Source organism: Cohnella faecalis (genome assembly GCF_003570905.1).
GTDB lineage: Bacteria > Bacillota > Bacilli > Paenibacillales > Paenibacillaceae > Cohnella > Cohnella faecalis.
The window spans coordinates 1387637-1412943 of record NZ_QXJM01000039.1 but is presented as its reverse complement, the minus strand read 5'-3'; the positions used below and the strand labels follow the sequence as shown (position 1 = coordinate 1412943).

Below are 25307 nucleotides of genomic sequence, written 5' to 3'. Positions count from 1 at the left end.
CCCTACCGGGCGCTGCCGCCCAGCACCTCAAGCATCGCCTCCAGCCAGCCGGGAGTAACGATCGTATCGTTGTTCAAAAACAGCACGCAGTCGCCCGAGGAAACTTCCCAGCCCTGGTTGCAGCCTTTGGCGAATCCTTTATTTTCCGAATTGAATATCGCCTTGACGTCCGGTTGGCTCCGCAAAAAATCAGTCGTTCCGTCGCTTGAACCGTTGTCCACCACGATCGTCTCATAGGAAGGTCCCGTGAACGCGCGAATGCTGTCCAGGCACAGCTTCGTAATGTGCAGCTGATTATGCGTCAAAATGACAATGCTCGTCTTCACCGCCGACGCCTCCTTTTTACCGGTATCCCATTGTATGCCGGCGCCCTCTGCTAACGTTCGCAGACATTAGCGGAACAGTCCTCACCCCCCGCCGACCCGATTGAATACAATGGTTCGACAAGCCGATGCAGCGGAGGTGCGGAATGATCAAAATCAGCTTATGCATGATTGTAAAAAACGAAGAGGACGTTCTGGCCAGATGTCTCGACAGCGTCAAAGGCATCGCGGACGAAATCGTCGTCGTCGATACGGGTTCGACGGATCGCACGAAGGAAATCGCCGCGAAATTTACGAATAAGGTGATCGATTTTACGTGGGTGAACAACTTTGCAGCCGCCCGTAATTTTGCGTTCAGCCAAGCGACGAAGCCTTATTTGATGTGGCTCGACGCCGACGACGTCATTCTGGAGGAAGATCGGGCGAAGCTGCTCCGGCTCAAGAGAACGCTTGCGCCCGACGTCGATTCGGTCGTCATGACCTACTGCCTCCAGAAAGACAGCTACGGCAACATTACGTCAAGCTCGCGCCGCAACCGGCTTGTCAAGAAAGCTCGACAATTCCGTTGGATCGGAGCGGTGCACGAGTATTTGGAAGTTTTAGGAAACATTTTTCATAGCGACATCGTCGTTACGCACAGCAGCACCCATCACGACAGCGACCGCAATCTTCGAATTTACGAGGAGATGGAACGGGAGGAACGCGAATTCACTCCCCGGGATTTGTACTATTACGGCAATGAGCTGCTGGACCATGCGCAACATACGCGAGCGATCGAGCAGTACAAGAAATTTCTCGCGACTGGCCAAGGCTGGATCGAAGACAACATCTCGACTTGCGGCAAGCTCGCGGATTGCTATCATCATTTGAACGATCAGGAGCAAGCGTTGGAGCACGCTCTGCTTTCATTCAAGTATGACAAGCCTCGCGCCGATTTTTGCTGCCGGATCGCCTATTACCATTCTTCGAAAAATGAGATCGCCAAAGCGATTTTTTGGTATGAGCTGGCCGCCGGGCTGAAGTGGGATCCCTCTTGTCTCGGATTTTACAACTCAGCTTGCTGGACGTGGCTCCCGCACCTTCAATTGTGCGTCTGCTACGACCGGCTGGGGCAATACGAGAAAGCCAACGAGCACAACGAAAAAGCATTGGCCTTCCGACCCGATGACGCGTCGATGCTGGCCAACAAAAAATATTTGGAGGGCCGGTTGAAAACCTGAATGAAATCCGCTCACGCCCCTGTCTGAATGGGATACGTCCACATATGTTATGGTTATTAATCCCGGAAAGGTGTGTGAGACGTGTCGCAAGCCAACATCCCGAATATTACCCCCGACATTACAGTAACGCGAGACGATGCCATCAATTTATTGCTGTCGTCGATCGCTCTGGAAGAGCTGGGGCTTAGCCATATCATTAATGCCGAGGGAGAAAAAATCCAGTACGCCTTGGGCACGCTTCCCGGCATTAGCTCGCCGCCCGCGACGATCAGCGAGCTGCTCGCCGTGAACGAAAGCGTGCGGCACACCTTGCGCGATATTACGAAAAAGGAATTCGTGCTGCAAGGAAAGCTGGACAGCGTTCTTTCCATACCGAGTTCCAGCGGTTCTACCGGGTGACGGGGGCAACAGGGGCGACCGGAGGGACCGGGGCTGCGGGAGCGACAGGCTCTACAGGGGCGACCGGAGGGACCGGGGCTGCGGGGCGACTGGCTCTACGGGGGCGACCGGAGGAACCGGGACTGCGGGGGCGACTGGCTCTACAGGGGCAACCGGGACGAGCGGCACAGGATTTTCCGATTACTTATACACTTACGATATGAGCAACCAAAGCATCGACATCTTCGAGGCGGTCTCTTTTGCCAGCAACGGCCCTTCCTTCGGAACGGCGATCACCCACGCTCCGGGAACGACCGACATAGTCATTAATACCGCCGGCACTTACTTTATCGTCTGGAGAGCGACTTCCCAGGAATCAAATCAATTCGCGATATGGAGAGGCCTGTCTCCGATTCCGGAAAGCCGCCATTCCGTTGGAATGGACAGCGTCAACAATGCCGGATCGTTCATCGTCGACCTTGCAGCCGTACCGGTAACGCTCACGCTCCGGAATAACTCCTCCTTCACGACGGTCGTCGTATCGGAAAGCTTGGGCGGAAGCGAAACGTCTGTCTCGGCATCCATCAATATTTTCAAAATACGTTAGCCGACAAAAAATGCGGGCCGTTGCGAATGCGGCCCGCTTCGGTTGTTTTTAAGTTGCGGCATCCTCGATGGCGGCCAAAGCTTCCGCCGCTTCCTTATGGGCAGGATCGAGCGCCCGCGTTTCCCGATAGGCTTGCAGCGCGTTTGAGATATCGGAGCTTTTCTCCAGACATCGGCCGATGTAGTACCACGCTTGAAAGCTGCCCAACCCCTTCAAGGTCAAATGCCTGAGGTTGCTCTCGCCAAGCTCCAGACATTGCTTGAAAGCTTCAAGCGCCTCCGAATACTTCTCCTTCCGAAACAAAATAACTCCCTTGTAAAAATGCAAATCCACGTAATCGGGATAAAGCTTAATAGCGCTCTCGATGCCGGGCCAAGCTCCTTCATGACTGTTCAACGCGAACAGCACCGAATATTTCAATTTGTACAGGAGCGAAGGCGGCATCTGGCTGCGATTCAAAAATTGAACGATCGACTTATTGACGTATTCGAAAGATTGCCGATAATCGGCAATGCGATAATATTCGCTGGCGATATGGTAGTCGACCCAAGGGCTGCAATCAGGCTGCTCTTTTTCCTTTAGCAGCAGAGCGAGATTTCTATCGAACTTGTTTTTGTCGGCAGTCACGGCATCCATATACCCGTAATGGTATACGCTGACCGGAAGCAGACACATACGGGGGACATCGCCCAGCACTTCGACGACGTTCAGCTGCTCATGTATCGTATTGCCGAAGCGAAATCCGATTCCGTTGCGGAATAAGCGGTGATGGGCAAGCAAGAACGAACGGTTCGACTCAGGCGGGCTTGCCCCATAATAGTTCACCAATTGCACGAAACCGAGACTGTCTTCCTGCCACTCCAGCACATCCCTCAATCGTGCCGCGCTTAGAGCGTCTGCCTCTTCGTCGGCATCCAGCCACAAAATCCAATCCCCCGTCGCATGTTTTAAGCTTTCGTTGCGGGCGTCCGCAAAGCTCCCGTTCCATGGAAAGGGGTGAACGCTGGCGCCAAAAGAGCGGCAAATGTCTGCGGTGCGATCCGTCGATCCGGTATCGACGACAATCATCTCGTCCACCGCGTCTTTGACGCTGGCCAGACATCGGCCGATCCACTTCTCCTCGTCACGGACGATCATGCATAGCGACAGCCGCTTTTTCGCCGTCAATTTGCCTCTCTCCTTTCGGTAACGTACCAAGCTGCGGGAACATGCGTGTCGATCTTATATAACTATTCGAAGAAGACGGTTCGGATGACTGACGAAGTTCGTTCCGGCTACATCCGCTTCTCTCCAACGAAAATGATCAATTCCGAGCACTCGCCCAATCCGTTAGCGCTCCGCGTTCATACGATGGATTAGTTTTTAACCCTCAAAGGAGATGAAGAAGTGTCACAGGCGAATATTCCGAATATCACACCGCAAATTTCGGTGAACCGTACAGACGTCATCAACCTATTGCTGGCTTCGATTGCGCTGGAGGAGCTGGGATTAAGCCACATCATTAATGCGGAAGGGGAAAAGATCCAACACGTTCTAGGCACTCTTCCCGGCCAGTCGCCGACCCATCCGACTCTGTCCGATCTCCTTACCATCAACGAAAGTGTCCGAAACACCATTCGCGAAATCGCGAAAAAAGAATTTCTTCTTCAGACGAAGCTAGAGAACGTTATTGAGCTCATCAAGCACCCGACTCCGTAACTCCTTCCTGCAAACGACGATTGACCCCGATCGGCTCCGTGCAGCCATAAGGTTGATCGTCTTTTTTTTGCATGCTTGGCGATTGAGGACGAGGGCGCGGGAAATGAAAAAGACGTGCGCCGAAATTCGGTGCACGTCTTCCCCAATCGTTAAGTCATTTCATGGATAGACCATACAACTCCTGGAGTCGTGGAACCGCCGATAGTTAATCCGATCGTCAGCCCGGCCGACAAGTAGAACAAGCCGATGACGTCGCCTGCGTTTAGCTGCAGTTCTCCTGCAATTGTTACGGTACCGGATCCGAGAATGGTTCGAAGGTTAAGCAACAAAGCGATGTTGACGTCAAGAACCGGGAACAGACCGCTAAGCAAGTTCACCGACGATCTTTGGATGGCAAACGCCGGATTTACAGCCGCTCCAAGCTGAACGTTAATGGTAGCTGTCGTAGAATAGTTGATCGTCGCTTCTATTGAGTAACGCCCCGTCGTAGGAACTGTAAAGTTGCCTGTTGTCGTGTTGAACGCTGCGTTTCCGTAGAAGGGGCTAACGACAGACCAGTTGGTCAATTGAACGTTGCCCGGCCCCGCTACGCCGACCGCCGGCAAGCTCGCAGAGAAGCCAGTCGAAGCAAAGTTCGGCCCTGTGGCTCCCGTAGACCCGGTTGATCCTGTCGAGCCGGTCGCTCCTGTGGCTCCTGTGGCTCCCGTAGACCCCGTGGCTCCGGTTGCTCCTGTCGCTCCGGTGGAGCCCGTTGCTCCCGTTGCTCCTGTCGCTCCGGTAGAGCCCGTTGCGCCCGTCGAGCCGGTTGCTCCGGTTGATCCTGTCGAGCCCGTTGCTCCCGTAGATCCAGTGGCTCCGGTTTCTCCTGTCGCTCCCGTTGCTCCCGTTGCTCCTGTTGCTCCTGTTGCTCCCGTCGAGCCCGTTGCTCCCGTCGAGCCGGTGGCTCCTGTCGCTCCCGTTGCTCCGGTTGCACCAGTTTCCCCTGCACCTGTGACACCTGTCGAGCCCGTTGCTCCTGTAGAGCCGGTTGCTCCTGTCGCTCCCGTTGCTCCGGTTGCACCAGTTTCCCCTGCGCCTGTGACACCTGTCGAGCCCGTTGCTCCTGTAGAGCCGGTTGCTCCTGTCGCTCCCGTTGCTCCGGTTGCACCAGTTTCCCCTGCACCTGTGACACCTGTCGAGCCCGTTGCTCCTGTAGAGCCGGTTGCTCCTGTCGCTCCCGTTGCTCCGGTTGCACCAGTTTCCCCTGCACCTGTGACACCTGTCGAGCCCGTTGCTCCTGTAGAGCCGGTTGCTCCTGTCGCTCCCGTTGCTCCGGTTGCACCAGTTTCTCCTGCACCTGTGACACCTGTCGAGCCCGTTGCTCCTGTAGAGCCGGTTGCTCCTGTCGCTCCCGTCGCTCCGGTTTCTCCCGCGCCTGTGACACCTGTCGAGCCCGTTGCTCCCGTAGAGCCGGTTGCACCTGTAGCTCCCGTCGCTCCAGTTTCTCCCGCGCCTGTGACGCCTGTCGAGCCCGTTGCTCCCGTCGAGCCGGTTGCTCCTGTCGCTCCCGTCGACCCTGTCGCTCCGGTTTCTCCCGCGCCTGTAACACCTGTCGAGCCCGTTGCTCCCGTCGAGCCGGTTGCACCTGTCGCTCCCGTCGACCCTGTCGCTCCGGTTTCTCCTGCGCCTGTGACACCTGTCGCTCCCGTTGCTCCGGTTTCCCCGGCTCCTGTGACGCCTGTAGAACCTGTTGCTCCCGTGGAGCCAGTTGCTCCGGTCGAGCCCGTTGCCCCTGTCGCCCCGGTTTCTCCTGCGCCTGTGACACCTGTCGAACCCGTCGCTCCCGTAGAGCCGGTTGCTCCTGTCGAACCCGTGGCTCCGGTTTCTCCCGCGCCTGTGACACCTGTAGAACCCGTGGATCCCGTAGAGCCAGTCGCTCCCGTTGAGCCGGTTGCACCTGTGGCTCCCGTCGAACCAGTCGGCCCGAGCGGCGTTTCGGGAATTTCGATTTGAACGTTGGCGGAGCCTTGAGTCACGATAATATCCAACGTATTGGACAAGAACGTTACGTTGTCGCCAATATCTACCGTTGCGGAACCCGTCGTGCCGATAACGGTAAACAATTCCGTACCGGGTTCGATCGTTCCGGTAGGCCCCGTCGGTCCCGTCGGTCCCGTAGGTCCTGTCGGCCCTAGAGAAATGGGAGTGCTTAAGATCAGCTCCAATTTATTCTGAAGCAGCCACTCCTTTTTCGTAACCTCCCGCAAGGTATCCTGTACGCTAGAGTTCACAGCCAGAATATCGCTGATAGTAACTGGAGGAGAGGTAACGCCCGGCAATGTGCCGAGAACCAATTGGATCTTCTCGCCCTCTGCATTAATGATGTGACTAAGCCCCAATTCCTCCAAGGCGATCGAGGATAGCAACAAATTAATGGCGTCTTCTCTGGTTAAAGTAATGTCCGGTGTAATATTAGGAATATTCGCTTGTGACAATGAATTCTCACTCCTTTTCGTTAAACTAACTTAGTCTATGAAAAGGAAATCAAGCCCGTATGGGATTATGGCAGAGACAAAGCGTCTGTTTTTTTGCCATTGTTTTGTTACTGCTTAGGTTCCCCTTAATTCTAAGAACGGGTAATCCGTCATCCGCCGCAAATAGAAACTGTGGGTGTCTTAAATCGAGCACTCGTCCGTCATCCGCCGCGAATAGAAACTGTGGGTGTCTTAAATCGAGCACTCGTCCGGCATCCGCCGCGAATAGAAACTGTGGGTGTCTTAAATCGAGCGCTCGTCCGTCATCCGCCGCGAATAGAAACCGTGGGTGTCTTAAATCGAGCACTTGCCCGACATCCGCCGCGAATAGAAACTGTGGGTGTCTTAAATCGAGTGTTCATCTGCCATCCGCAGCAAATAGAAACTGTGGGTGTTACTACTCAGGTCACCTAAGTAGTAACATTGTTTTACCCGATGGAACGAATCCAGGCTAACGCCTCGTCGAAATAAGGTTCATCCCGAAAATCCGCCATGAAAATTTCCTCAAAGCCTGCTGTAATTTCTCTATCGTACATCGTTCGAATGCGGCGATACCACGGCATCAAATAATGATAGAATAGCTTCGCCTTGTCGGCCCGGATCCGTTCCTCGGAAAGCCCCCTGCCCTCAAAGCTCCGCAGAACGGCCAAATAATTCCGCACGAACACTTCCCCGAAATTGTATTCTCGCGGCTCGTTGCCCGCATAAGTGAACATCCCGCAGTTCATAATCGCAAATTTCGGATTGCATTCGGTCAATACCGCGTATTGAAAATAAAACTGGTTCAGCGAGGAATCGTTGAATTTGGACGGCTCGGCGACCCGCTGCCAATCTTCCCTGCGAAGGATCGTCGAAGTGATGAATGTAGCCGCATAGCCCGTCGCCGCCAAATAATCGTCCGCTCCTTCGCCAATCGAAATGCGGCCGTCTCCGTTAAGCACGTTCACATGCACGACGCCGCAATCGCCACGGCGATGCAGCAAATTCAGCAGCGGCAAAATCGTTCCGTCCACAAAAAAGTCGTCGTCTCCCTGCAGCTTGATAAACTTCCCGTTAGCAGCGTTGGTCACATGCAAAATGTTGCGATCCGCACCGATATTCCGCTCGTTACGCGAATGCTCCAGATTGCGAAAGCTTCGCGAATACCGTTCGATTACTTCCGAGGTGCCGTCTGTCGATGCGTTGTCCGACACGAAGACCTCCACAAGCTCGGAATCTCCTATTTGCATAAATATCGTGCTAAGGCAGTAATCCAAATTCGCCGCGCGGTTGTACGTCGGAATGCCGATCGTCAGCAAGGGCCGCAGCCGCCGGCGCTCCAGCAGCCGGAATGCCTCTTCCTCGTTTCCGGCTTTTTCCCATTTCCCCGTCTCCGGCACGTACACTTCCGTAATGACAGCGGGATTGCCGCAAGCCGCGCAATAATCGGGCACGTCCTTCGTCACGACGCTGTTCGGCTTTACAACGCTGCCTCTCCCTATTCGCACCGGGCCCAATACGGCGGAGTTCGTACCGATATAAGCGCCCTCTCCGATCGACAGCCTGCCTTCGGATACGTCGGGATGCCCGTTCGCCCATGGGGAAGAACCCGGATAAGGCCGTTCCGCGTCCGATAAATACACGTTGGAGCCTGTCAACACATGACGTTCCAGCACAACCTCGTTAACGGCCTCGATCGTCAAGCCCAGATTGCATTGACAGCCATCTCTGATAACGATAGAGGGAGCTTCCGCTCCGCGGCCTGTCCCGATGACCGACAAGCTGTGGGGCGGGCGCATGTACACTCCGCTGCCGATCGCGATCTTTTCCGAATTTTCCACGATTATCGTCCCCTCTTCCGAATCGCTTGCTCCGCTTCTATCGCGCTGCGAGCTTCGACCCATTCTCCCGTCTCCGGAACGTAAACCTGCACGATAACGGCCGGATTGCCCGCCGCAACGCAGCCATCCGGGATGTCCGCGACGACGACGCTGCCGGGAAGGACGACGCTGCCTTTGCCGACACGCCGATTTCCCGCAATAACGGAATTCGCTCCGATCGTGGCTCCTTCCCCGATCACCAATGCGCCGTCGGTCAACGCGACGCCTTGGGCAAGAACGGGAATGCCGACATCGTCGTATCGGTGGTCGGTATCGGACAGATTGACGTTAGAGCCGATGCGCGCGTTGTTCCCGAGCTCCACCCTGTTTACGGCCGACAAGCTCAATCCCATGCCGCAGACACAGCCGTCTCCGATTATAATTTTCGGTCCGTCGCTGTCATTCAGAGGAACGATATTAAACCAATAGCCCTCTTCAATCGCTACGTTGTCTCCAATCGAGATTTTCTCCGGCCAATAAATATTTCCGCCTTCGCGTATCCGGGAGCCTTCGCCGAATTTGACGAATCTGGAAGTAAAGGCGGCGTTCAAAAATCCGCTCAATCGAACTCCTCCATTCAATGGGGTGCAACAGCTCGCTCTGGTTCCCACTATATTCGACCTAATCCCGCAAAGAGCCACAAATGTGCTTCGGCACAGCCGCGTTGCACGCATAAGGGGTCATACACCGTTCCCCGGCTTCCCGCAGCTGAGTATGATAGGGAATCGATTCCGATCTTTCTCTTCTTGAAGGGGGCTTGTTGCCGCATGGCTTTATCGCGGGATGAATGGCGCCAGACCGTCCTGGAATCCGCCGCGCACTATTACGATTCCGCAGAAAAGCCGCAGCCGTTCCGACCCGGTCTCGACCCGGTACCCGTCAGCGGCAAAGTGTTCGATGCCGAAGAGCTGCAGTTGCTCGTCGACGCTTCGCTCGACTTCTGGTTAACGACCGGCCGCTATGCCGCCCAATTCGAAAAGCAGTTCGCCAATGCGATGGGAACCCGGTACGCGCTTCTGACCAACTCCGGATCAAGCGCCAATTTGCTCGCCTTATCGGCGCTAACTTCTCCCCAGTGGGGAGAACGCCGACTGAAGCCCAGAGACGAGGTCATTACCGCAGCGGCCGGATTTCCGACAACCGTTGCGCCGATTGTCCAGAACGGCTGCGTTCCCGTCTTTCTCGATTCGCATATTCCCACTTACAACCTGGATGCGTCCATGCTTGAGAAGGCTGTCAGCGAGCGAACAAAAGCGATTGTCGTTGCGCATACGCTAGGCAATCCTTTCGATCTGCGCGAAGTGAAGCGAGTCGCCGACAAATACGGCCTATGGCTGATCGAAGATTGCTGCGACGCAGTCGGCGCCGAATACGACGGCCGCAAAGTCGGGACGTTCGGAGATGTGGCGACCGCGAGCTTTTACCCGGCTCACCATATTACGATGGGCGAAGGCGGAGCCGTTCTTACGTCCGATCCGCGAATGAAGAAGATCGTCGAATCGTTCCGCGACTGGGGACGGGACTGCTGGTGCGACCCCGGCAAGGACAATACGTGCGGCAAAAGGTACGGCTGGCAGCTCGGGGAGCTTCCGTGCGGATACGACCACAAATATACGTACAGCCATATCGGCTACAATCTGAAAGTAACGGACATGCAAGCGGCGGTCGGCGTGGCCCAGTTGAAGAAGCTTCCCGGATTCATTCAGCGGCGCAAGGACAATTTCGCTTTTCTCCGCGAGGCGCTCGCGCCCCTCGAAGATGTGCTCGTCCTGCCCGAAGCGACGCCGGACAGCGTGCCAAGCTGGTTCGGCTTCCCGATTACCGTCAGGGAAATCTCTCCGATCAGCCGCAACGAGCTCGTTCAGTTTCTCGAAGCCCGCAAAATCGGAACGCGCCTGCTGTTCGCGGGTAATTTGCTCAAGCAGCCCGCCTTCCGGGACATTTCATGCCGTGTCGTCGGCGGCTTGCCCAATGCGGATCGCATTATGAACGGCACGTTCTGGATCGGTGTCTATCCGGGCTTGACCGACGAAATGCTCGCATTTGCGGCAAGCTCCCTGTTCGAAGCGTTCGGAAGGAGCGTCGAGCCATGAAAGTCGTGTTGCTCGCGGGAGGCTACGGTACCCGAATCAGCGAGGAAACGCATCTTCGTCCGAAGCCGATGATCGAAATCGGCGACAAGCCGATCCTGTGGCATATTATGAAAATATTTTCTCATTACGGCATGACCGAATTCGTCATATGCCTTGGGTACAAAGGGTTTGTGATCAAAGAGTACTTCGCCCGCTACTACTTGCTGGAATCGGACATTACGTTCGATTTCAAAAAAGAAAACGAGATGATCGTCCATCAGCATACCGCCGAGCCTTGGAAAGTAACGCTTGTCAATACGGGGCTGGATACGATGACCGGAGGACGGCTGAAGCGCGTTCAGCCTTATTTGGAGGGCGAATCGTTCATGTTGACTTACGGGGATGGCGTCGCCGATATCGACATCGCCGAGCTCGCGGCGTTTCATAGCCGTCACGGAAAGATCGCCACCGTAACCGCCGTTCAGCCTTCGGGCAGATTTGGGATGCTCGATTTGCAGGAAGACGGCAGCGTCGCCGGCTTTCAGGAAAAGCCGAAGGGGGACGGCGGTTGGATTAACGGTGGCTTCTTCGTCCTTCGTCCCGACATCTTCGATTACATCGAAGGGGACGATACCGTATTCGAGCAAGGCCCTCTCATCAGGCTTGCGCAAGAAGATCAGCTTCAAGGCTACAAGCACGACGGCTTCTGGCACCCGATGGATACGCTCCGGGACAAAACGTATTTAGATGCCCTTTGGAAAACGGGGAATGCGCCGTGGAAAATGGACAAATGAGCGTCAATCCGTCTTTTTGGCGGGGGAAAAAGGTGTTCATGACCGGTCATACCGGCTTCAAGGGTGCTTGGCTTGCCGTCTGGCTTCGCCGGATGGGCGCCGATGTAACGGGCTATGCGCTCCGGCCTCCTGCCGCGTCTAACTTGTTCGAGCTATGCAACCTTGACGAGCTCGTTCCGACCGTTTTCGGAGATGTTCGGGACTCGCAGTCACTTGAGAAAGCCGTCGGACAGGCAGACCCGGACGTCGTGTTTCATCTGGCCGCGCGGCCTCTCGTCCGCGCTTCTTATGACAAGCCGAGAGAGACGTTCGAGGTGAACGTCGTCGGAACGGTAAATATGCTCGAAGCGCTGCGCTTGGCGGCCGGCACCCGCGCCGTTTCCCGGCCTCGCGCATTTGTCAACGTAACGACCGACAAAGTGTATGACAATCGCGATTGGGCGTGGGGCTATCGCGAGAACGACGCGCTTGGCGGCTATGACCCCTATTCCGGCAGCAAAGCGTGCTCGGAGCTCGTCACGGCCTCTTACCGCTCCTCGTTCTGGAATCCGTCATCCTATTCCGAACATCTGACGAGCCTTGCGACAGCTCGCGCCGGCAACGTCATCGGCGGAGGCGATTGGGCCGCCGACCGACTCGTTCCGGATGCCGTTCGAGCGCTGCAGTCCGGGAAGGCGATGAAGGTTCGCTATCCGATGGCGATACGGCCTTGGCAGCACGTGCTGGAGCCTCTATCCGGTTATTTGATGCTAGCCGAGCGCTTGGTCGAGGATGGGCCCCGGTTCGGGGAAAGCTGGAATTTCGGACCGGATAGCAGCGACGTTAGAACGGTGAAGGAGGTGCTCGGCTTAATGGGGGATTGCATCGGAAGCCATTCCTTCTATGAGCTGGAGCCGTCGAACGCGAACCCTCATGAAGCCGGCCTGCTGAAGCTCGATTGCTCCAAAGCCAACCGGCAGCTTCGCTGGACGTCGAAGTGGAGCTTGGATACAACCGTTCGGAAGGTGCTGGATTGGTACGATGCCTATGAGAGACAAGAGGTTATGCTCGCTTTTTGCGAACGCCAGATTGACGAGTATTTGAACGGATGGCGTGATCCCGTATGCGGATCCTGATTACCGGAGCGACGGGATTCATCGGAGCGGCGATCGCGCATCGTATGGCCGCTCTCGACCTTGAGGTTCATATTTTCACCCGGCCCTCGTCCAATCGATGGAGAATCGAGTCGATTGCTCCGAAGCTGATCGAACATCATGTCGATCTTGAGGACGAGGATGCGGTCGTTCGGGCGGTAACCGGAATTCGGCCGGAATACGTATTCCACGCGGCCTGTTACGGAGGGTTCTCTTTTCAGCAGCATGTCAAGCGGGCTTTTCTCTCTAATTTATTCGGCACGATGCATTTGCTAGGTGCTTGCGAGAGGACCGGATTCGAGGCTTTCGTTCATTTCGGGAGCTCTTCCGAATACGGAGTGAAAGATACGCCGATGAGCGAAAATGTGCTGCTGGAGCCGATCGGAGCCTACTCGGTATCCAAGGCGGCAGCGACGCTTTACTGCCGTTCCCGCGCCGTGGAAACCGGACTTCCCGTCGTTACGCTTCGCCTGTTTTCCCCTTACGGCCCTTTCGACGATCCGCAGCGGCTTATCCCTTATGTCGTCAGCAAGCTGCTTCGCCGGCAAACGCCGTCCGTCCTGACCCCCTCGTCGGTTCGGGATTATATTTACATCGAAGACGTGCTGGACATTTGCGAAATTATGCTGGCAGGGCCGGTTCCGTCGGGTGAAATCGTTAATCTGGGCTCCGGCGTGCAGTACTCGATCGGCGAAGTCGTGAGCATCCTCTATCAAATCATCGGAGTCGAGTCGCAGCCTTCCTGGGGATCTCTCGCGCCAAGGCGGACGGAATCGGCGATATGGACCGCAGACACGACCAGAATGAAGCGGCTCTTCTTATGGGAACCGATGTACGACTTGGAGACCGGGCTAGAAAGCACGGTGGAGTGGATTCACTCGCGCATGAACGATTACCTCTGACGTCAGGAGGAACATCCGTGAAATTGTCCGATTACGTTATCGATTTTCTCGCCAGTCGCGGCGTTAATCATATTTTCGAGATGACAGGCGGAGCGATTACTCATCTGCTCGATTCCGCAGGAGCACGACCGGACGTCGAATGCGTCTCCGTCCATCACGAGCAGGCGGCCGCTTTCGCAGCGGAGGCTTACGCCCGGACGAACGGTTCGCTTGGAGCCGCGATGGCTACGAGCGGTCCCGGCGCGCTGAATTTGCTGACGGGAATAGGCAGCTGCTTTTTTGATTCGGTTCCTTGCTTGTTCATTACCGGTCAAGTGAATACGTTCGAGTTCAAATTCGAGCTTCCCATTCGTCAGCTCGGCTTTCAGGAGACGGACATCGTAGGGATCGCAAAACCGATTACGAAGTGGGCCGAGCTCGTCACCGATCCGGGCCGAATTCGGTTCGCCTTGGAAAAAGCTGTTCATACGGCGCAAAAGGGGCGGCCCGGCCCCGTTCTGCTCGACCTTCCGATGAACGTCCAGAGAGCCGACATTGACCCGGAGCGGCTGGAATCGTTCTATGATTCGAATGAATATCGCGAATATGAATCCGCCTTGCCCGTTCTGGACGGCCGGTTGGTCGATCAAGCGATGGATCTGCTTATTCGAGCCGATAGACCGTTGATGCTTGTCGGAGGGGGAGTTCGGGCTTCCGGGGCTGCCGAGCTTGCGCGCACGTTCGCCGATTTTTCCGGTATTCCTTGCGTCTCCTCGCTGTTGGGCTTGGACGCTATCCCCTTCGATCAGAAGCTAAGCTTCGGGCTGATTGGATCGTACGGACATCGATACAGCAACTTGGCAGTGGCCAACTGCGACGTCCTCCTCGTTATCGGCTCCAGACTCGACACGCGGCAGACGGGCACCCGTCCGGAGACGTTCGCTCGCGGGGCCGTCGTCGTCCATGTCGACATCGACGTGGCGGAATTGAACCGCAAAGTCAAAGCCGATCTGGCGATACGCTGCGATGCCAAAGCTTTCTTGAGCGCATTGTGCGATGCCGCACAATCGACGGAATGGCCTGCCTATGCGGCATGGCACGAAGCGCTGAACGGTTGGCGAGACCGCTACCCGACGCGAAACCCTTCCGTCGCTTCGGATGGAATCGATCCGAATCTTTTTATGGAATTGTTGGCGGAGCGCTCGTCGGACGGAGACATCGTCTGCCTGGATGTCGGCCAGCATCAAATGTGGGCCAGCCAATCGTTCCGGCTTCGCCCCGGACAACGGCTGCTTAATGCAGGCGGCATGGGCGCGATGGGCTTCGGCCTTCCCGCCGCGCTTGGCGCGGCTAAGGCGGCTGTCGGCAGCCGCGTGATCGCCATCTTGGGCGACGGCGGCCTTCAGGTCAACATTCAAGAGCTGGATACGGTGCTTCGTCATCGACTGCCCGTCAAGCTGTTCGTCATGAACAACCGGCATCTCGGCATGGTTCGGCAGTTTCAGGATATGTACTTCGACGGACGGCACCAATCTACCGTCGTCGGCTATGGCTGCCCGGACCTCGTCGCCATTGCCCAAGCTTACGGCTGGAACGCTTATCGGCTGGACGGCTGGGAGGCAGCCGACGCGGTTATCGCGCACGCGCTTAGTCAAGAGGGTTGTGTCCTGGTGGACGTCCGATTGGACCTAACTACGACAGTCAACCCGAAGCTGACCGTAGGCCGCCCATTGGAAGACATGTCGCCCTTCCTCGAACGCGACGAGCTTAAGCGAACGATGATCATCGATCCGCTGGATAGCTAATATCCGGCGGAAAGTGATTCCCCTCCGTTGTGATCGAACGTGTCACAACTACTCCCCGACTAACCGCCGACAGCCTCCGTTGTGCTCGAATGCGTCACAACTACTCCTCAGCTACCCGCCAACAGCCTCCGTTGTGCTCGAATGCATCACATTTACTCCCCGTCTACCCACCGTCAGCCTCCGTTGTGCTCGAATGCATCACAACCACTCCCCGACTACCCGCCGACAGCTTTCGTTGTGCTCGAACGCGTCACATTTACTCCCCGACCACCCGCCGTCAGCCTCCGTTGTGCTCGAATGCGTCACATTTACTCCCCGACTACCCGCCGGACAGCCTCCGATATGCTCAAATGCGTCACAAAGAACCCCCGCCATTTTTACTCCATTCCGGCATGCAGCCCGCAAACCCCGCATATGTTCAAGATGTCTATGTTTTTTTTGTCTTTCCACGCGCTCCCGAGGTGGTGGCTGTCTTGAACAAACTATCGCTCCTTGCTGTCTCCTTCAACCAGGAAAATACGATTGAGCGCTGCTTGACGAGCGTGAAGTTCATCGCGGATGAACTCATCGTCGTCGACTTGGGCTCAACCGACCGAACGAAGGAAATCGCTCTATCGTGCGGCGCCAACGTGCTGGACTATTCGGGCAACGGCTTGAATTCGGACGCCCACAATTTCGGGCTGGAGCTCGCCACCGGAGATTGGATTTTGCATACCAGCCCGGACGAATATTTGGACCCTCAGGATCGTTATAAGCTCCGTGATGCCTTATACGAAGAAGACAAGGAATTAATGCTGCTGCCTGTCGTTCTGCATCCTTCCAAAGATGGAACGGCAGCGCAAGGCCGCGAATTCGCCCGCACACGGCTTTTTCGCAACGGCAGCGGCTTCCGATTCACGGGGAAAATTCACGGTATGCTGAACTTTGAAGAAAAAATGGCAAGCGCCGAAGCTCTGAACAAATTCGGCTCCCTGGCCGTCCGTATCCACCACGCGCCGACAACCGGCCTGCTGCAGAAGCACAAGATGAAAGCGGCTAAGAACGACCCGGCGCCCTCAATCGCCAAAAGCCCCTTCACCGCCTATCATATGGCTTGCGAATGCTACCGTGCTCACCTGCACGAAGAGGCGGTTCAGCATCTCAATCAGTCGATTCGCCTGTTTCTCGATCTGGGGTACCGCGTCCCTCCTTCTTTTCTATATAAGCTCAAGTATCACATTTTCGCGCGGTATCTGACGAAGAACGACTCCACTCGCGGCTTGCAGGCGGCATTGCGGATTTACCCGGATTATGCCGAGCTGCATTATGACATGGGACTCATCTGCATGAGCAGACAGGCATACGATAAGGCGGTTAACCATTTCAACGAATGTCTCGCGCTTGGAGAACGACAATCGGAATATTTGGTCCAGCAAGGAACGGGAAGCTATGCCGCTGCGTACAACCTCGGATTATGTCTCGAGAAAAAAGGGCGATACGACGAAGCCGTTCAATCCTATCATGAAGCCGTCCGGATGCGTCACTCCTACTCTCCGCCGCTTCATGCGCTTAACCGCGTAGCCGACAAGCACCGCATCGACGTTATCTCTTCGTTGGCTGAAGATGCAAGACTAAGCACAGAACAGCTGGAAGCTCTCATAAAAGCCGCCCCGGTCAGAGCAAAAGACCCCCTCTTCAACTAACTAAACGCACGTACGGACGCGGTACCAACCTTGAAAGCAGGTGAGCCCTTTTGTCTCAGCCATCCATTCCGAATATAACTCCGCTCATTTCGATATCCAAGGATCAGACGATCTCTCTACTGCTCAGCTCGATCGCGATGGATGAGCTGGCGTTATCGCACTTGATCAACGCGGAAGCGGAGGAGATGCAAGCCTTCGTTCATCATGTCGGCCGGAAGCACCATGTCCATTGCCGAGAGTTCATTCAATTTAACGATTCGGTGTCGCAGTTCATGGAAGGAATAACGATGAAGCAATGGATTGCGCTTAAGCGGCTTGACCGGCTCATTGCCCTAACCGAGGATTGTTCCCCGTACAACAACGAGCCTCCGATCGATAAAGGCGATTTTATCGATGAGGAATTCGACGATGACTGTCTGTAGAAACCGTAGTCGCCGGTAAGGAGGGGAGCGCATGGGTGTCAATGGGATACCTCAAGAGCGAGAGGACGAACGCGAGGCGGCGGCCCGCGAAGAATTGAAAATGTCCGACTTCGCGACGGAGGCGGAACGAAATACGATGAACCGCGAGCGCCTCACCTTTCCGGATAGCCGATCGAGCAAGGAAGCGTTCACCAGGCTGCTGGACGCCGTCGCGACGGAGGAAGCGGCCATTTCCCATCTGATCCATGCGCAAGCCGGTCAAATAGAAGCTTTCACAGGCAGTGAGGGCAACTATCCTACCGCTCCGACGAACCAGCAAATCAACGATTTTCAGAACGGAGTAACCCGGATGCTGGAGCTGCTCGTCGAGAAGCAAAAGCTGCTCGTTCGGATGGTCGAGCTAAGCAAACGTCTGATGGACGAGTCGGGGGACGGATATGGAAGATGAGCATGACATCAACCAACAGCTGTATGCCGCCGCCGAGCGGATGAAAAACAGCATAACGCGGCTGCAGGCTTCCTGCCGACATCTTTCACTTTCCGCGTACGAGTCTCCCCTCCGAATGCTGCTCGCCGAGACGGAGACGATGCTTCTTCGGACAAAGCCGCGCAAAGCGATGGCACCCGCGCCTTACGCCGGTTACGGGAAAACCATAGCCTTGCCTGCGAAGGGAACGTTCACGCTCTTCTTCCCTTCGCCGACGCTTCCCGAATCGATGTTCACCAAAGGTACGACGATAACAAGGAGGTAACCCGATGTCCTTACCGAATGTTCCGAACATCACGCCGACGATCAATGTAACGACGAAGGACGCCGTCAATTTGCTTCTCGTATCCATCGCTTTGGAGGAAATCAGCCTGGCCCACATCATGAACGCGGAAGCGGAAAAAATCCAGTTCATCCTGGGCACGCTTCCGGGAACGACGCATCCCGGCTCCATCGGCGAGGTGCTCCATATTAATAAAGACGTGCGCGCTACCTTGAATGAAGTCGTCCTTAAGGAAGTGCTGCTGCAAATGAAGCTGAATTCGGTTCTTGACGCTTTCCCGCAGCATCTAACATGAGCGGCCGCGAAAATGAAGACTGTGGCGCAAGCCAAAAAATGGCGGACAGGAGGCTGCTCCTGTACCGCCATTTTTTTTGGTCTTGGTTGACTGGAGCCCTCGGTGCCGCCTGACTTATAAGACTCTTTCTCACATCTCCAGCAGCCGTCCGCCACGCCGGTGCGCCTGACTTAATCTGCGCGTTCACGGTCAAGCAGCGGCCAAATCATCAACGCGTGCGCAGCCAGAACGATCCGCCGACGTTGTCCAAATCGGGAGCGCCAAGCCGCTCCCAAACCGGCAGCAGCAAAGCTCTTAGCTCCGAATCCTGGACGATGAATTGGTTGGGGAGAACGATTTCGAACGTTGTCCCTTCCGCCAGCAAAGCCGCAGCCAATACGTATTGTTCGTTATAGTACGTTTTGGCCCAGGCAGCCGGGTAATCATGCGGAAGGAAAATATCGTGAAAATGAACATAGACTCCCGGCTTCAGCCGAGGCAGCACTTCCATGAACACGACCGTCACGTCGCTATTCATGAAAGACCGATGGCTGCTGTCCACGAACAGAAAATCTCCCGCTTCCAGCTCGTCGAACAGCGTCAAATCCGTGTCCTCAAGCGGCTGGCGGATGACCTTGTCGCACAACGCGTCAATTTCCGTTCTAGGCTCCGGGTCTATCGATACCATATACGTACCGAGCTGCCCGTCCCGAACGGCTTGCTTCGCGAACTTGGTCGTGTTGCCCGATCCGATCTCATAATAGCGTTGCGGCTTGCATTCGGACAGCAGCCCGTATAGCGCCAAGGCGTCCAGTCCGGTAAACCATGGATTTCTCCAATAGGGCCGGTCGGAGCGAGCCTGATCCTCCCGCATCGCGATTCGGGAGAGCGGCTCCGCTAACGTCCGAAAGGTGCTCAAGCGCTCGGCGTACATCTCGCGGCCGCGATCGATGATCGCGTGCAGCTTTCCGTGCGGCTTTTTCTCCCAACCGAACCTCGGAGTCGGCGTCACCTTGTAATCCAAGTAAATCGTCTGAAATTCGCGAGTCAAGCTGCCGATCGCCTCCTATAGGTGCGAGAAAAATATCAAAAAGCTTCTCTCATCCTATTCAAAGGCGAACCGGTCGTTCGGGCGGCTGCTGCGCTTTTTACAAAACCGTCCGCCCCTCGGCCTCCCTCTCGCCTTTGGCCGTATTGACGAAAGAAAGCAGGAGCATGCCCATGACGAAAAAGAAAGCGACCGCTAATATCGCGTACCTGCTGGAATCGGTGAACACCTTCACCAAAGCGAAGACGAGCGGGCCGCCGAACGAGAAGAACCGGCTCGTGAACGATAGGAACCCATTGAATTCGGCCGCTCTTCCATTGGGAATCAGTCGGCTGTAGATGGATCTCGCGGTTGCCTGCGAGCCCCCCTGCACCAGACCGACAAGCGCGGCGAGAATATAGAAGTGCGTCGCATTCTGCATGAAAAATCCGAGCACGACGATAACGATATACATCGCCTGAGAGCCGTACAGCATCCGCTTCGGTCCTATCTTGTCCGCCAGCTTTCCGAATAGCCAAGTAGCGGGAAAGCCGATGAACTGTGTCAGCAGCAGAGCGGTAATGAGCGGACCCGTATCTATGCCGATCGTCTTGCCGTAGCTGGTCGCCATAACGATGACGGTATTGACGCCGTCGAAGAAAAACCAATAAGCGATCATGAACTTCCACAATTCCGGGTATTGGCGTATTTCGGAAAAGGTGACCCGAAGACGCGCCAGCCCCTCCCGGACTTTCTTGCCGAAGCGCTCCTGCGCGGCTTTCTTCGTCTCCGTAACGTTGCGGAATAACGGAATCGAGAAGACGAGCCACCATATTCCGACGGATATGAAAGAAATCCGGGACCCGGCCGCGCTGTCGGCGAGTCCTACAAGCTCCGGCTTTTGGATGATGACAATATTAAACGCCAGCAGAACGCCGCCTCCGAGGTACCCCATCGCATAGCCGTTCGCGCTTATCCGTTCTCGATTGCCGGGAGAAGCGACGTCGTTGAGCATAGCGTCGTAGAACGTATTTCCCGCGCCGAAGCCGATCATACCGAGTATGACGATCGCCGATGCAAGCAGCACGTCATCTTTGCCGGGTACGGCGAGAAGAATGCTGGCTGCGGCGCCTACGAACATGAAAAACTTCAAAAACGCCTTTTTGTTGCCCGAATGGTCCGCAATCGCTCCGAGCAGCGGCGACAAGAGCGCGATGACGATCGCGGCCGCCGTCTGGGTGAAGCCCCAGCCTGCGTCGGTTCCACCGATGGCTTCCGAGACGAAGTAGATCGGCATGACCGCCGCCATGATCGTCGTGGCGAACGCCGAATTCGCCCAATCGTACATAATCCATGACTTGACCGCTTTGCGATCGTCCTGCATCTTTTCGTTCGTCCTCCCGCCCGTTTGGGCTATCGTTTGACCGAAAACATTCGACATCCCTTCCGCTATTCCTTTTCGCTTTATAATCCAATTGGGGCGCAGCAGGCGACTTTACAAAAATTTAATAGACCCCGAACGCCAAAATCGCCTAGCACCAGGAAGACATTCCAGATGAAGGCGATTTCGACGGTTATTTTGTTTTCCACTCGTCCTGCATCTTCAGCAGCAGCTCGAATGACATGCCAGCATCCTCGAGCCCCCCCGACTCCGCATCGGCCAGCACGTCTTTTAGCCAATCGCGCTCCGCCTCGCTGAACCGGATAATTCCGCGCATGAGGTGAATGGAGCCTCTGGGGAGATACTGCTGCTTAAGCTCCAGCACGGCATTCATTCTTTCTATCCGGCATTCGCAAGCCTCTAGCTGCTTCGCCGCGCTCTCCGCCACCTTCTGCGAATCCCCATGCCTTACGAATGGAAGAGCGGGAAAAAACGGGTGCTGCGGGTAAGCCGTCTGTTCGAATTGAGCGTGCAGAAGCTTCAGGAAGGCGGCTTTTCCTTTTTCCGTAATACGGTACACCGTTTTGTCCGGCCTGTTGTCGCCCGGAACCGGTATCACTTCCGCCGCCTCGATCATTCCGTCGTCGCGCATCTGGTCGACCGCGTAATACAGCGATCCGTCGCGAATCAGAAATACGACGTTCCAGTTCCGCTCCCGAATGACCTGTCGGATTTCGTAAGGATGCCGATCCCGCTCCATCAACAGTCCCAGGATGAGAAGCTTAGTAGACATGGCTAATCGTCACTCCTAATGCAAGGAAGGCTCTGGGCGCGATGCCCCGTCACCGTGAGGTTCGGAGCTGCCCTTCTGTGCCGGCTTGGCGGTTTCCAGACGCGCCCGTCCCATCAGGATAGCAAATATCAGCGCGATGACAGGCAAGATGATGGACCATTGAAAAATGGAAATGATCGAATCCGCCAGCTTGGATAACAGCGCGCCCACCGCTTCGGCCGATAAGCCCATTTTAGCCTGAACGACCGGATCGAGCAAAGCTTGGCCTCCTTTGATCTCGGCGAGCAAACGCGGATCGAGGTTCGGCAGCTCTTTAATGCCGGCTTGGAACTCATGCTTTTGCAGCGTGCCGAATATAGTAATGCCCAGAGCGGAGCCGATCGTCCGGAAGAACGTAATAAGCGACGACGCCGAGCCCTTGTATTGCGGTTCGACCGAGTTGAGCGTCGAAATATTGAGCAGCGAGAAGGAAACCCCCATGCCGAGCCCGATAATTACCATGTACACGCCGATCAAAAAGCGGCTGGTCGACGTATCCATCTCGAAGCCGAGCAAGAGCGACCCGACAAGCAAGATTAGGCCCGAGACAATCATGACGTCGCGGTACTTGAATTTTCCGGCGACCCGGCCGCCGACTTGGCTGCTCAAGACGACTCCGAGCATCATCGGAATGAGCACGGTGCTCGTCTGCGTCGCCGTTTTGTGGAATACGCCTTGAATGAATATCGGAATGTAGGTTGCGCCTGCGATCATAATCCCGCCGTACAGCAGGCTGATCATCATGCTGCTCGTGAACAGGCGCTTCTTGAACAAGCTCAGCCTTATAATCGGATCCTTCGCCGCTCTCTCCGCCAGCAGGAACAAGACAAGCAGCACGCCGGATGCGACGAACAACGATATCGTTTTTACGGAGCCCCATGCCCAGCCGTCCGAGCCCCCGAGCTCCAGTCCGAACATCAAGGACAGGATCGCTCCCGTCAGCAGCACCGCGCCGGCCCAATCGATGCTTGGCTTGCGCGTGATTTTCGATTCGTGATACGCCCGCAGAATGAACAGAAACGCCAGAATGCCGATCGGCACGTTAATGTAAAAAATCCAGCGCCAGCTCATATTGTCCGTAATCGCCCCGCCCATAATCGGACCGAACACGCTCGATATTCCGAACACGGCTCCGAACAAGCCCATCATTTTGCCGCGCTTCTCGATCGGGAACAGATCGAAAATGATCGTAAATACAATCGGCATTAGAGCGCCGCCGCCTATCCCCTGAATCGCCCGGTAAATAATGAGCTGGTCCATATTTTGGGCGGTGCCGCACAGAATGGAACCGACTACGAACAAAAATAAGCCCAACAGAAAAAAACGTTTGCGTCCGTACATGTCGGACAGCTTGCCTAAAATCGGCGTCGAGACGACCATTGCGATCATGTAGGCCGAATACACCCATACGAAGCTCTCCATGCCGCCAAGCTTCTTGATGATTGTCGCCATCGCCGTCGATACGATCGTCTGGTCGAGCGCGGCCATGAACAGTCCTAGCAGCAGGCCTGCGACGACCATGCGCGAATTGCTTTTTTGAGCGTCCATTTTTCGACTTCCTTCCGTTATCGGATTGGTTTCCGAGTGACTAGTACTCAAATTTGATTACCCAAATCTATAATACTCAAATTTGAGTAACATTCAACCTGTTTTTTTGCTACCCGATTCAAAAAAGCCTATAATAAAAAGTGACAAATCCTTTTTATGGCTTTAATTTAACGTGATAAATAACTTCAATCTCAGGAGGCGATCGATTGAATATTAGCCAACTGGAGACTCTTCTTACGATTTCGAAAACGCTAAGCTTCCGCAAGGCGGGCGAACTGCTTAATTTGACGCAGCCTGCGGTCTCCGCCCAGATCAAAAGCCTCGAGGACGAATTCAAGACGGTGCTGGTCGACCGGAATCATCCGGTCACGCTTACCGACCGGGGGCAAGTATTTCTGGAACACGCGGAGAGCATTTTAGCTATCGTGGAGGAATTAAAGCAGAAGCTTTCCGACCTCGATCAAAATCCGCAAGGACATATCGTTCTCGGCACGACGTCCTCCATCGCCATTCAAATTTTGCCGAGAGTTCTTTCCTATTTTCAGGATCAATTCCCGCTTATTAAGTCGACCATACTATCGATGCCGTCCACCCAAGTGCTTGCAAGCGTGGAGAACGGCTCGGTCGATGTCGGCATCGGCTACTTGTCCGACCGAAACACCCATGTCGAGACGTCCGTCCTCTATTATGACACGTTCGAATTGGTCGTAGCCCCTCGTCATCCTCTCGCTTCCGCGGGACCGGTAACGATAAGCTCCCTCAAGGACGTTCCTCTCATCATGCTGTCGCCCGATACGCTGGGCCGGCGCTTCGCGGATCAAGTATTCCGAAACAACGGCATTCAGCCGAATATAGTTATGGAGTTGAGCAGCAGCGAGGAAGTGAAGCGGATGGCCGAGCTTAACCTTGGCGCCGCTATCGTATCTAAGCTTTCCATCGCCGGAGAGCTCAAACGGGGCACGCTGAAGATGATACCCGTCAGCGCGCTGCAAGCAAGCCACCCTGTCGGCGTCATGACCAAGTCGGGCCGTTACTTGAACAGCGCCATGCGGCAATTTTTGAACGATCTCAAGGGTATGCCTGAACATCAATTCGTAGGCAGCGAATGATACATCCAAGCGAGGAGCGTGAGCATTACCTATGAAATTCGACTTGCACACTCATCATGACCGGTGCGGCCACGCGTCGGGGAGCATTGAAGATTACATCAAGGCGGCAATCGATGCGGGAATGACGATTCTGGGCATATCCGACCACTCCCCTTACTTCGCCCGGGAGGAAGATCACGCCCAGCCCTATATCGCGATGGCCAAATCCGAATTTCCCCGCTATGTCGATGAAGTGCTTCGGTTGAAGGAGCGTTATAAAGACAAAATCGAAATTTTGCTCGGAGTGGAGTCCGACTTTTTTCCCGAGCACATCGACAAGTACCGCGCCGAGTACGAGAAGTATCCGTTCGACTACATTATCGGCTCCGTCCACCAGACAAGAGGCGTCAGCATCTTCAACCGGAACAGATGGAAGGGCTTGAATGCCCGGCAGCAGACGGACGAGAAAATGCATTATTACGAGCTGATTCGCCAATCGGTACACACCGGCTTGTTCCAGGTGCTGGGCCATATCGACGCGATGAAAGGCTATTATCCGGCGTTTCAGGACATTGCGGGAGCGGAAGCGGAGATTGACGCGGCTTTGCAAGCCGTTGCCGAGCATGACATCGCCATCGAGATCAACACGAGCGGCAAGACGAAGGATGTCGGGGGCTGGTACCCTTCCGACGCCATGCTGGAGCGCGCTCTGCATTTTGGCGTGGACGTAACGTTCGGCTCCGACGCCCACATCCCGGACCGGGTCGGCGACGAATGGGAGCTCGTTCGGCGGAGGCTGAAGGAAATCGGCTTTAAGCGCTGGGTATTCTACCGCCGGAAAGCCAAAGTTATCGTAGAGCTGTAGCGGCGAAAACCCGCCGCTTTCCGGACAAAAAAAAGGAACCCGCCATTCGGTGGCGGGTCCAACATATGAAAAAAGGGGGTCTTGCTACTCATTGTACCCCCTCTCTGCGACATTGCCGTAACAGTAATATTTCAA

25 protein-coding genes are annotated in these 25307 nt (G+C 55.5%); 16 read left to right on the top strand and 9 right to left on the bottom strand.

Translation table 11 applies throughout. The annotated features are described in order from the left end of the window. Positions 1-2: 2 nt before the first annotated feature. Complete coding sequence (locus D3H35_RS19625; RefSeq protein WP_158594197.1) at positions 3-326, bottom strand: glycosyltransferase family 2 protein; 324 nt, start codon at positions 324-326, stop codon at positions 3-5. 143 nt (positions 327-469) lie between these two features. On the opposite strand from D3H35_RS19625, the gene D3H35_RS19620 reads away from it, so the two are divergent. The 3 genes from D3H35_RS19620 (at position 470) to D3H35_RS30890 (ending at position 2528) form a co-directional block, all read left to right on the top strand. Next, positions 470-1543 carry a tetratricopeptide repeat-containing glycosyltransferase family 2 protein gene (locus D3H35_RS19620; RefSeq protein ID WP_119150867.1) on the top strand — a complete coding sequence of 358 codons (1074 nt, stop codon included), beginning with the start codon at positions 470-472 and terminating at the stop codon, positions 1541-1543. An 81-nt stretch (positions 1544-1624) separates the two neighbouring features. Next, entirely contained in the window at positions 1625-1942 is a 318-nt protein-coding gene (locus D3H35_RS19615; RefSeq protein ID WP_119150866.1) for a hypothetical protein, read from the top strand. Between the two features lie 199 nt (positions 1943-2141). Then, a complete protein-coding gene (locus D3H35_RS30890; protein WP_158594196.1) occupies positions 2142-2528 on the top strand; it encodes a hypothetical protein in 387 nt (128 codons plus the stop codon). Between the two features lie 48 nt (positions 2529-2576). On the opposite strand, the gene D3H35_RS19605 is transcribed toward D3H35_RS30890, so the two are convergent. Then, a complete protein-coding gene (locus D3H35_RS19605; RefSeq protein ID WP_233568009.1) occupies positions 2577-3695 on the bottom strand; it encodes a glycosyltransferase in 1119 nt (372 codons plus the stop codon). A gap of 219 nt (positions 3696-3914) precedes the next feature. Between D3H35_RS19605 and D3H35_RS19600 the strand changes: the two genes are divergently transcribed. Then, positions 3915-4226: a hypothetical protein gene (locus D3H35_RS19600; protein ID WP_119150865.1), complete on the top strand. Its 312-nt coding sequence runs from the start codon at positions 3915-3917 to the stop codon at positions 4224-4226. 149 nt (positions 4227-4375) lie between these two features. Here the strand turns inward: D3H35_RS19600 and D3H35_RS19595 are convergent, their stop codons facing one another. From D3H35_RS19595 to D3H35_RS30385, 3 genes are all read right to left on the bottom strand, one after another. Further along, entirely contained in the window at positions 4376-6700 is a 2325-nt protein-coding gene (locus tag D3H35_RS19595) for a collagen-like domain-containing protein (RefSeq protein ID WP_119150864.1), read from the bottom strand. 467 nt (positions 6701-7167) lie between these two features. Beyond that, a complete protein-coding gene (locus D3H35_RS19585) occupies positions 7168-8622 on the bottom strand; it encodes a glycosyltransferase (RefSeq protein ID WP_119150862.1) in 1455 nt (484 codons plus the stop codon). After that, the gene (locus D3H35_RS30385) at positions 8562-9161 is read right to left on the bottom strand and encodes an acyltransferase (protein WP_158594195.1); all 600 of its coding nucleotides are present in this window, start codon (positions 9159-9161) and stop codon (positions 8562-8564) included. Before D3H35_RS30385 ends, D3H35_RS19585 begins: the two co-directional genes overlap by 61 nt. A 204-nt stretch (positions 9162-9365) precedes the next feature. Here D3H35_RS30385 and rfbH point away from each other — a divergent pair, with 204 nt between their 5' ends. The 10 genes from rfbH to D3H35_RS19525 all read left to right on the top strand — a co-directional run bounded on the left by rfbH (position 9366) and on the right by D3H35_RS19525 (position 18452). After that, positions 9366-10691 carry a lipopolysaccharide biosynthesis protein RfbH gene (gene rfbH / locus D3H35_RS19570; RefSeq protein WP_119150860.1) on the top strand — a complete coding sequence of 442 codons (1326 nt, stop codon included), beginning with the start codon at positions 9366-9368 and terminating at the stop codon, positions 10689-10691. Further along, complete coding sequence (gene rfbF, locus D3H35_RS19565) at positions 10688-11464, top strand: glucose-1-phosphate cytidylyltransferase (RefSeq protein ID WP_119150859.1); 777 nt, start codon at positions 10688-10690, stop codon at positions 11462-11464. The genes rfbH and rfbF overlap by 4 nt, the downstream gene beginning before the upstream one ends. Beyond that, complete coding sequence (gene rfbG, locus D3H35_RS19560; protein ID WP_325050099.1) at positions 11446-12579, top strand: CDP-glucose 4,6-dehydratase; 1134 nt, start codon at positions 11446-11448, stop codon at positions 12577-12579. The genes rfbF and rfbG overlap by 19 nt, the downstream gene beginning before the upstream one ends. After that, the gene (locus tag D3H35_RS19555; RefSeq protein ID WP_119150857.1) at positions 12567-13499 is read left to right on the top strand and encodes an NAD-dependent epimerase/dehydratase family protein; all 933 of its coding nucleotides are present in this window, start codon (positions 12567-12569) and stop codon (positions 13497-13499) included. The genes rfbG and D3H35_RS19555 overlap by 13 nt, the downstream gene beginning before the upstream one ends. Before the next feature lie 17 nt (positions 13500-13516). Next, positions 13517-15283, top strand: a complete 1767-nt coding sequence (locus tag D3H35_RS19550) for a thiamine pyrophosphate-binding protein (protein ID WP_119150856.1) — start codon at positions 13517-13519, stop codon at positions 15281-15283. Between the two features lie 473 nt (positions 15284-15756). Then, entirely contained in the window at positions 15757-16965 is a 1209-nt protein-coding gene (locus tag D3H35_RS19545) for a glycosyltransferase (RefSeq protein ID WP_158594194.1), read from the top strand. Positions 16966-17015: 50 nt separating this feature from the next. Further along, positions 17016-17387 (top strand): hypothetical protein, encoded by a 372-nt coding sequence (locus tag D3H35_RS19540; protein WP_119150854.1) that lies wholly within the window; start codon positions 17016-17018, stop codon positions 17385-17387. Positions 17388-17418: 31 nt separating this feature from the next. After that, entirely contained in the window at positions 17419-17835 is a 417-nt protein-coding gene (locus D3H35_RS19535) for a hypothetical protein (RefSeq protein ID WP_119150853.1), read from the top strand. Next, positions 17825-18139, top strand: a complete 315-nt coding sequence (locus tag D3H35_RS19530; RefSeq protein WP_119150852.1) for a hypothetical protein — start codon at positions 17825-17827, stop codon at positions 18137-18139. The genes D3H35_RS19535 and D3H35_RS19530 overlap by 11 nt, the downstream gene beginning before the upstream one ends. A 4-nt stretch (positions 18140-18143) precedes the next feature. Continuing rightward, entirely contained in the window at positions 18144-18452 is a 309-nt protein-coding gene (locus D3H35_RS19525; RefSeq protein WP_119150851.1) for a hypothetical protein, read from the top strand. Between the two features lie 208 nt (positions 18453-18660). Here D3H35_RS19525 and D3H35_RS19520 read toward each other — a convergent pair whose 3' ends face one another. The 4 genes from D3H35_RS19520 to D3H35_RS19505 all read right to left on the bottom strand — a co-directional run bounded on the left by D3H35_RS19520 (position 18661) and on the right by D3H35_RS19505 (position 23219). Then, positions 18661-19482, bottom strand: a complete 822-nt coding sequence (locus tag D3H35_RS19520) for a class I SAM-dependent methyltransferase (RefSeq protein ID WP_119150850.1) — start codon at positions 19480-19482, stop codon at positions 18661-18663. 97 nt (positions 19483-19579) lie between these two features. Further along, on the bottom strand, positions 19580-20842 hold the full coding sequence (locus tag D3H35_RS19515; protein ID WP_119151234.1) for an MFS transporter: 1263 nt from the start codon (positions 20840-20842) through the stop codon (positions 19580-19582). Positions 20843-21032: 190 nt separating this feature from the next. Further along, positions 21033-21632 (bottom strand): PadR family transcriptional regulator, encoded by a 600-nt coding sequence (locus D3H35_RS19510; protein ID WP_119150849.1) that lies wholly within the window; start codon positions 21630-21632, stop codon positions 21033-21035. A gap of 15 nt (positions 21633-21647) precedes the next feature. Further along, entirely contained in the window at positions 21648-23219 is a 1572-nt protein-coding gene (locus D3H35_RS19505) for an MDR family MFS transporter (RefSeq protein ID WP_119150848.1), read from the bottom strand. A 206-nt stretch (positions 23220-23425) separates the two neighbouring features. Here D3H35_RS19505 and D3H35_RS19500 point away from each other — a divergent pair, with 206 nt between their 5' ends. Both D3H35_RS19500 and D3H35_RS19495 read left to right on the top strand, forming a co-directional pair. After that, positions 23426-24328, top strand: coding sequence for a LysR family transcriptional regulator (locus D3H35_RS19500; protein ID WP_119150847.1), 903 nt, complete (start codon positions 23426-23428; stop codon positions 24326-24328). A 31-nt stretch (positions 24329-24359) separates the two neighbouring features. Then, positions 24360-25172, top strand: a complete 813-nt coding sequence (locus D3H35_RS19495; RefSeq protein ID WP_119150846.1) for a histidinol-phosphatase — start codon at positions 24360-24362, stop codon at positions 25170-25172. Positions 25173-25307 lie beyond the last annotated feature (135 nt).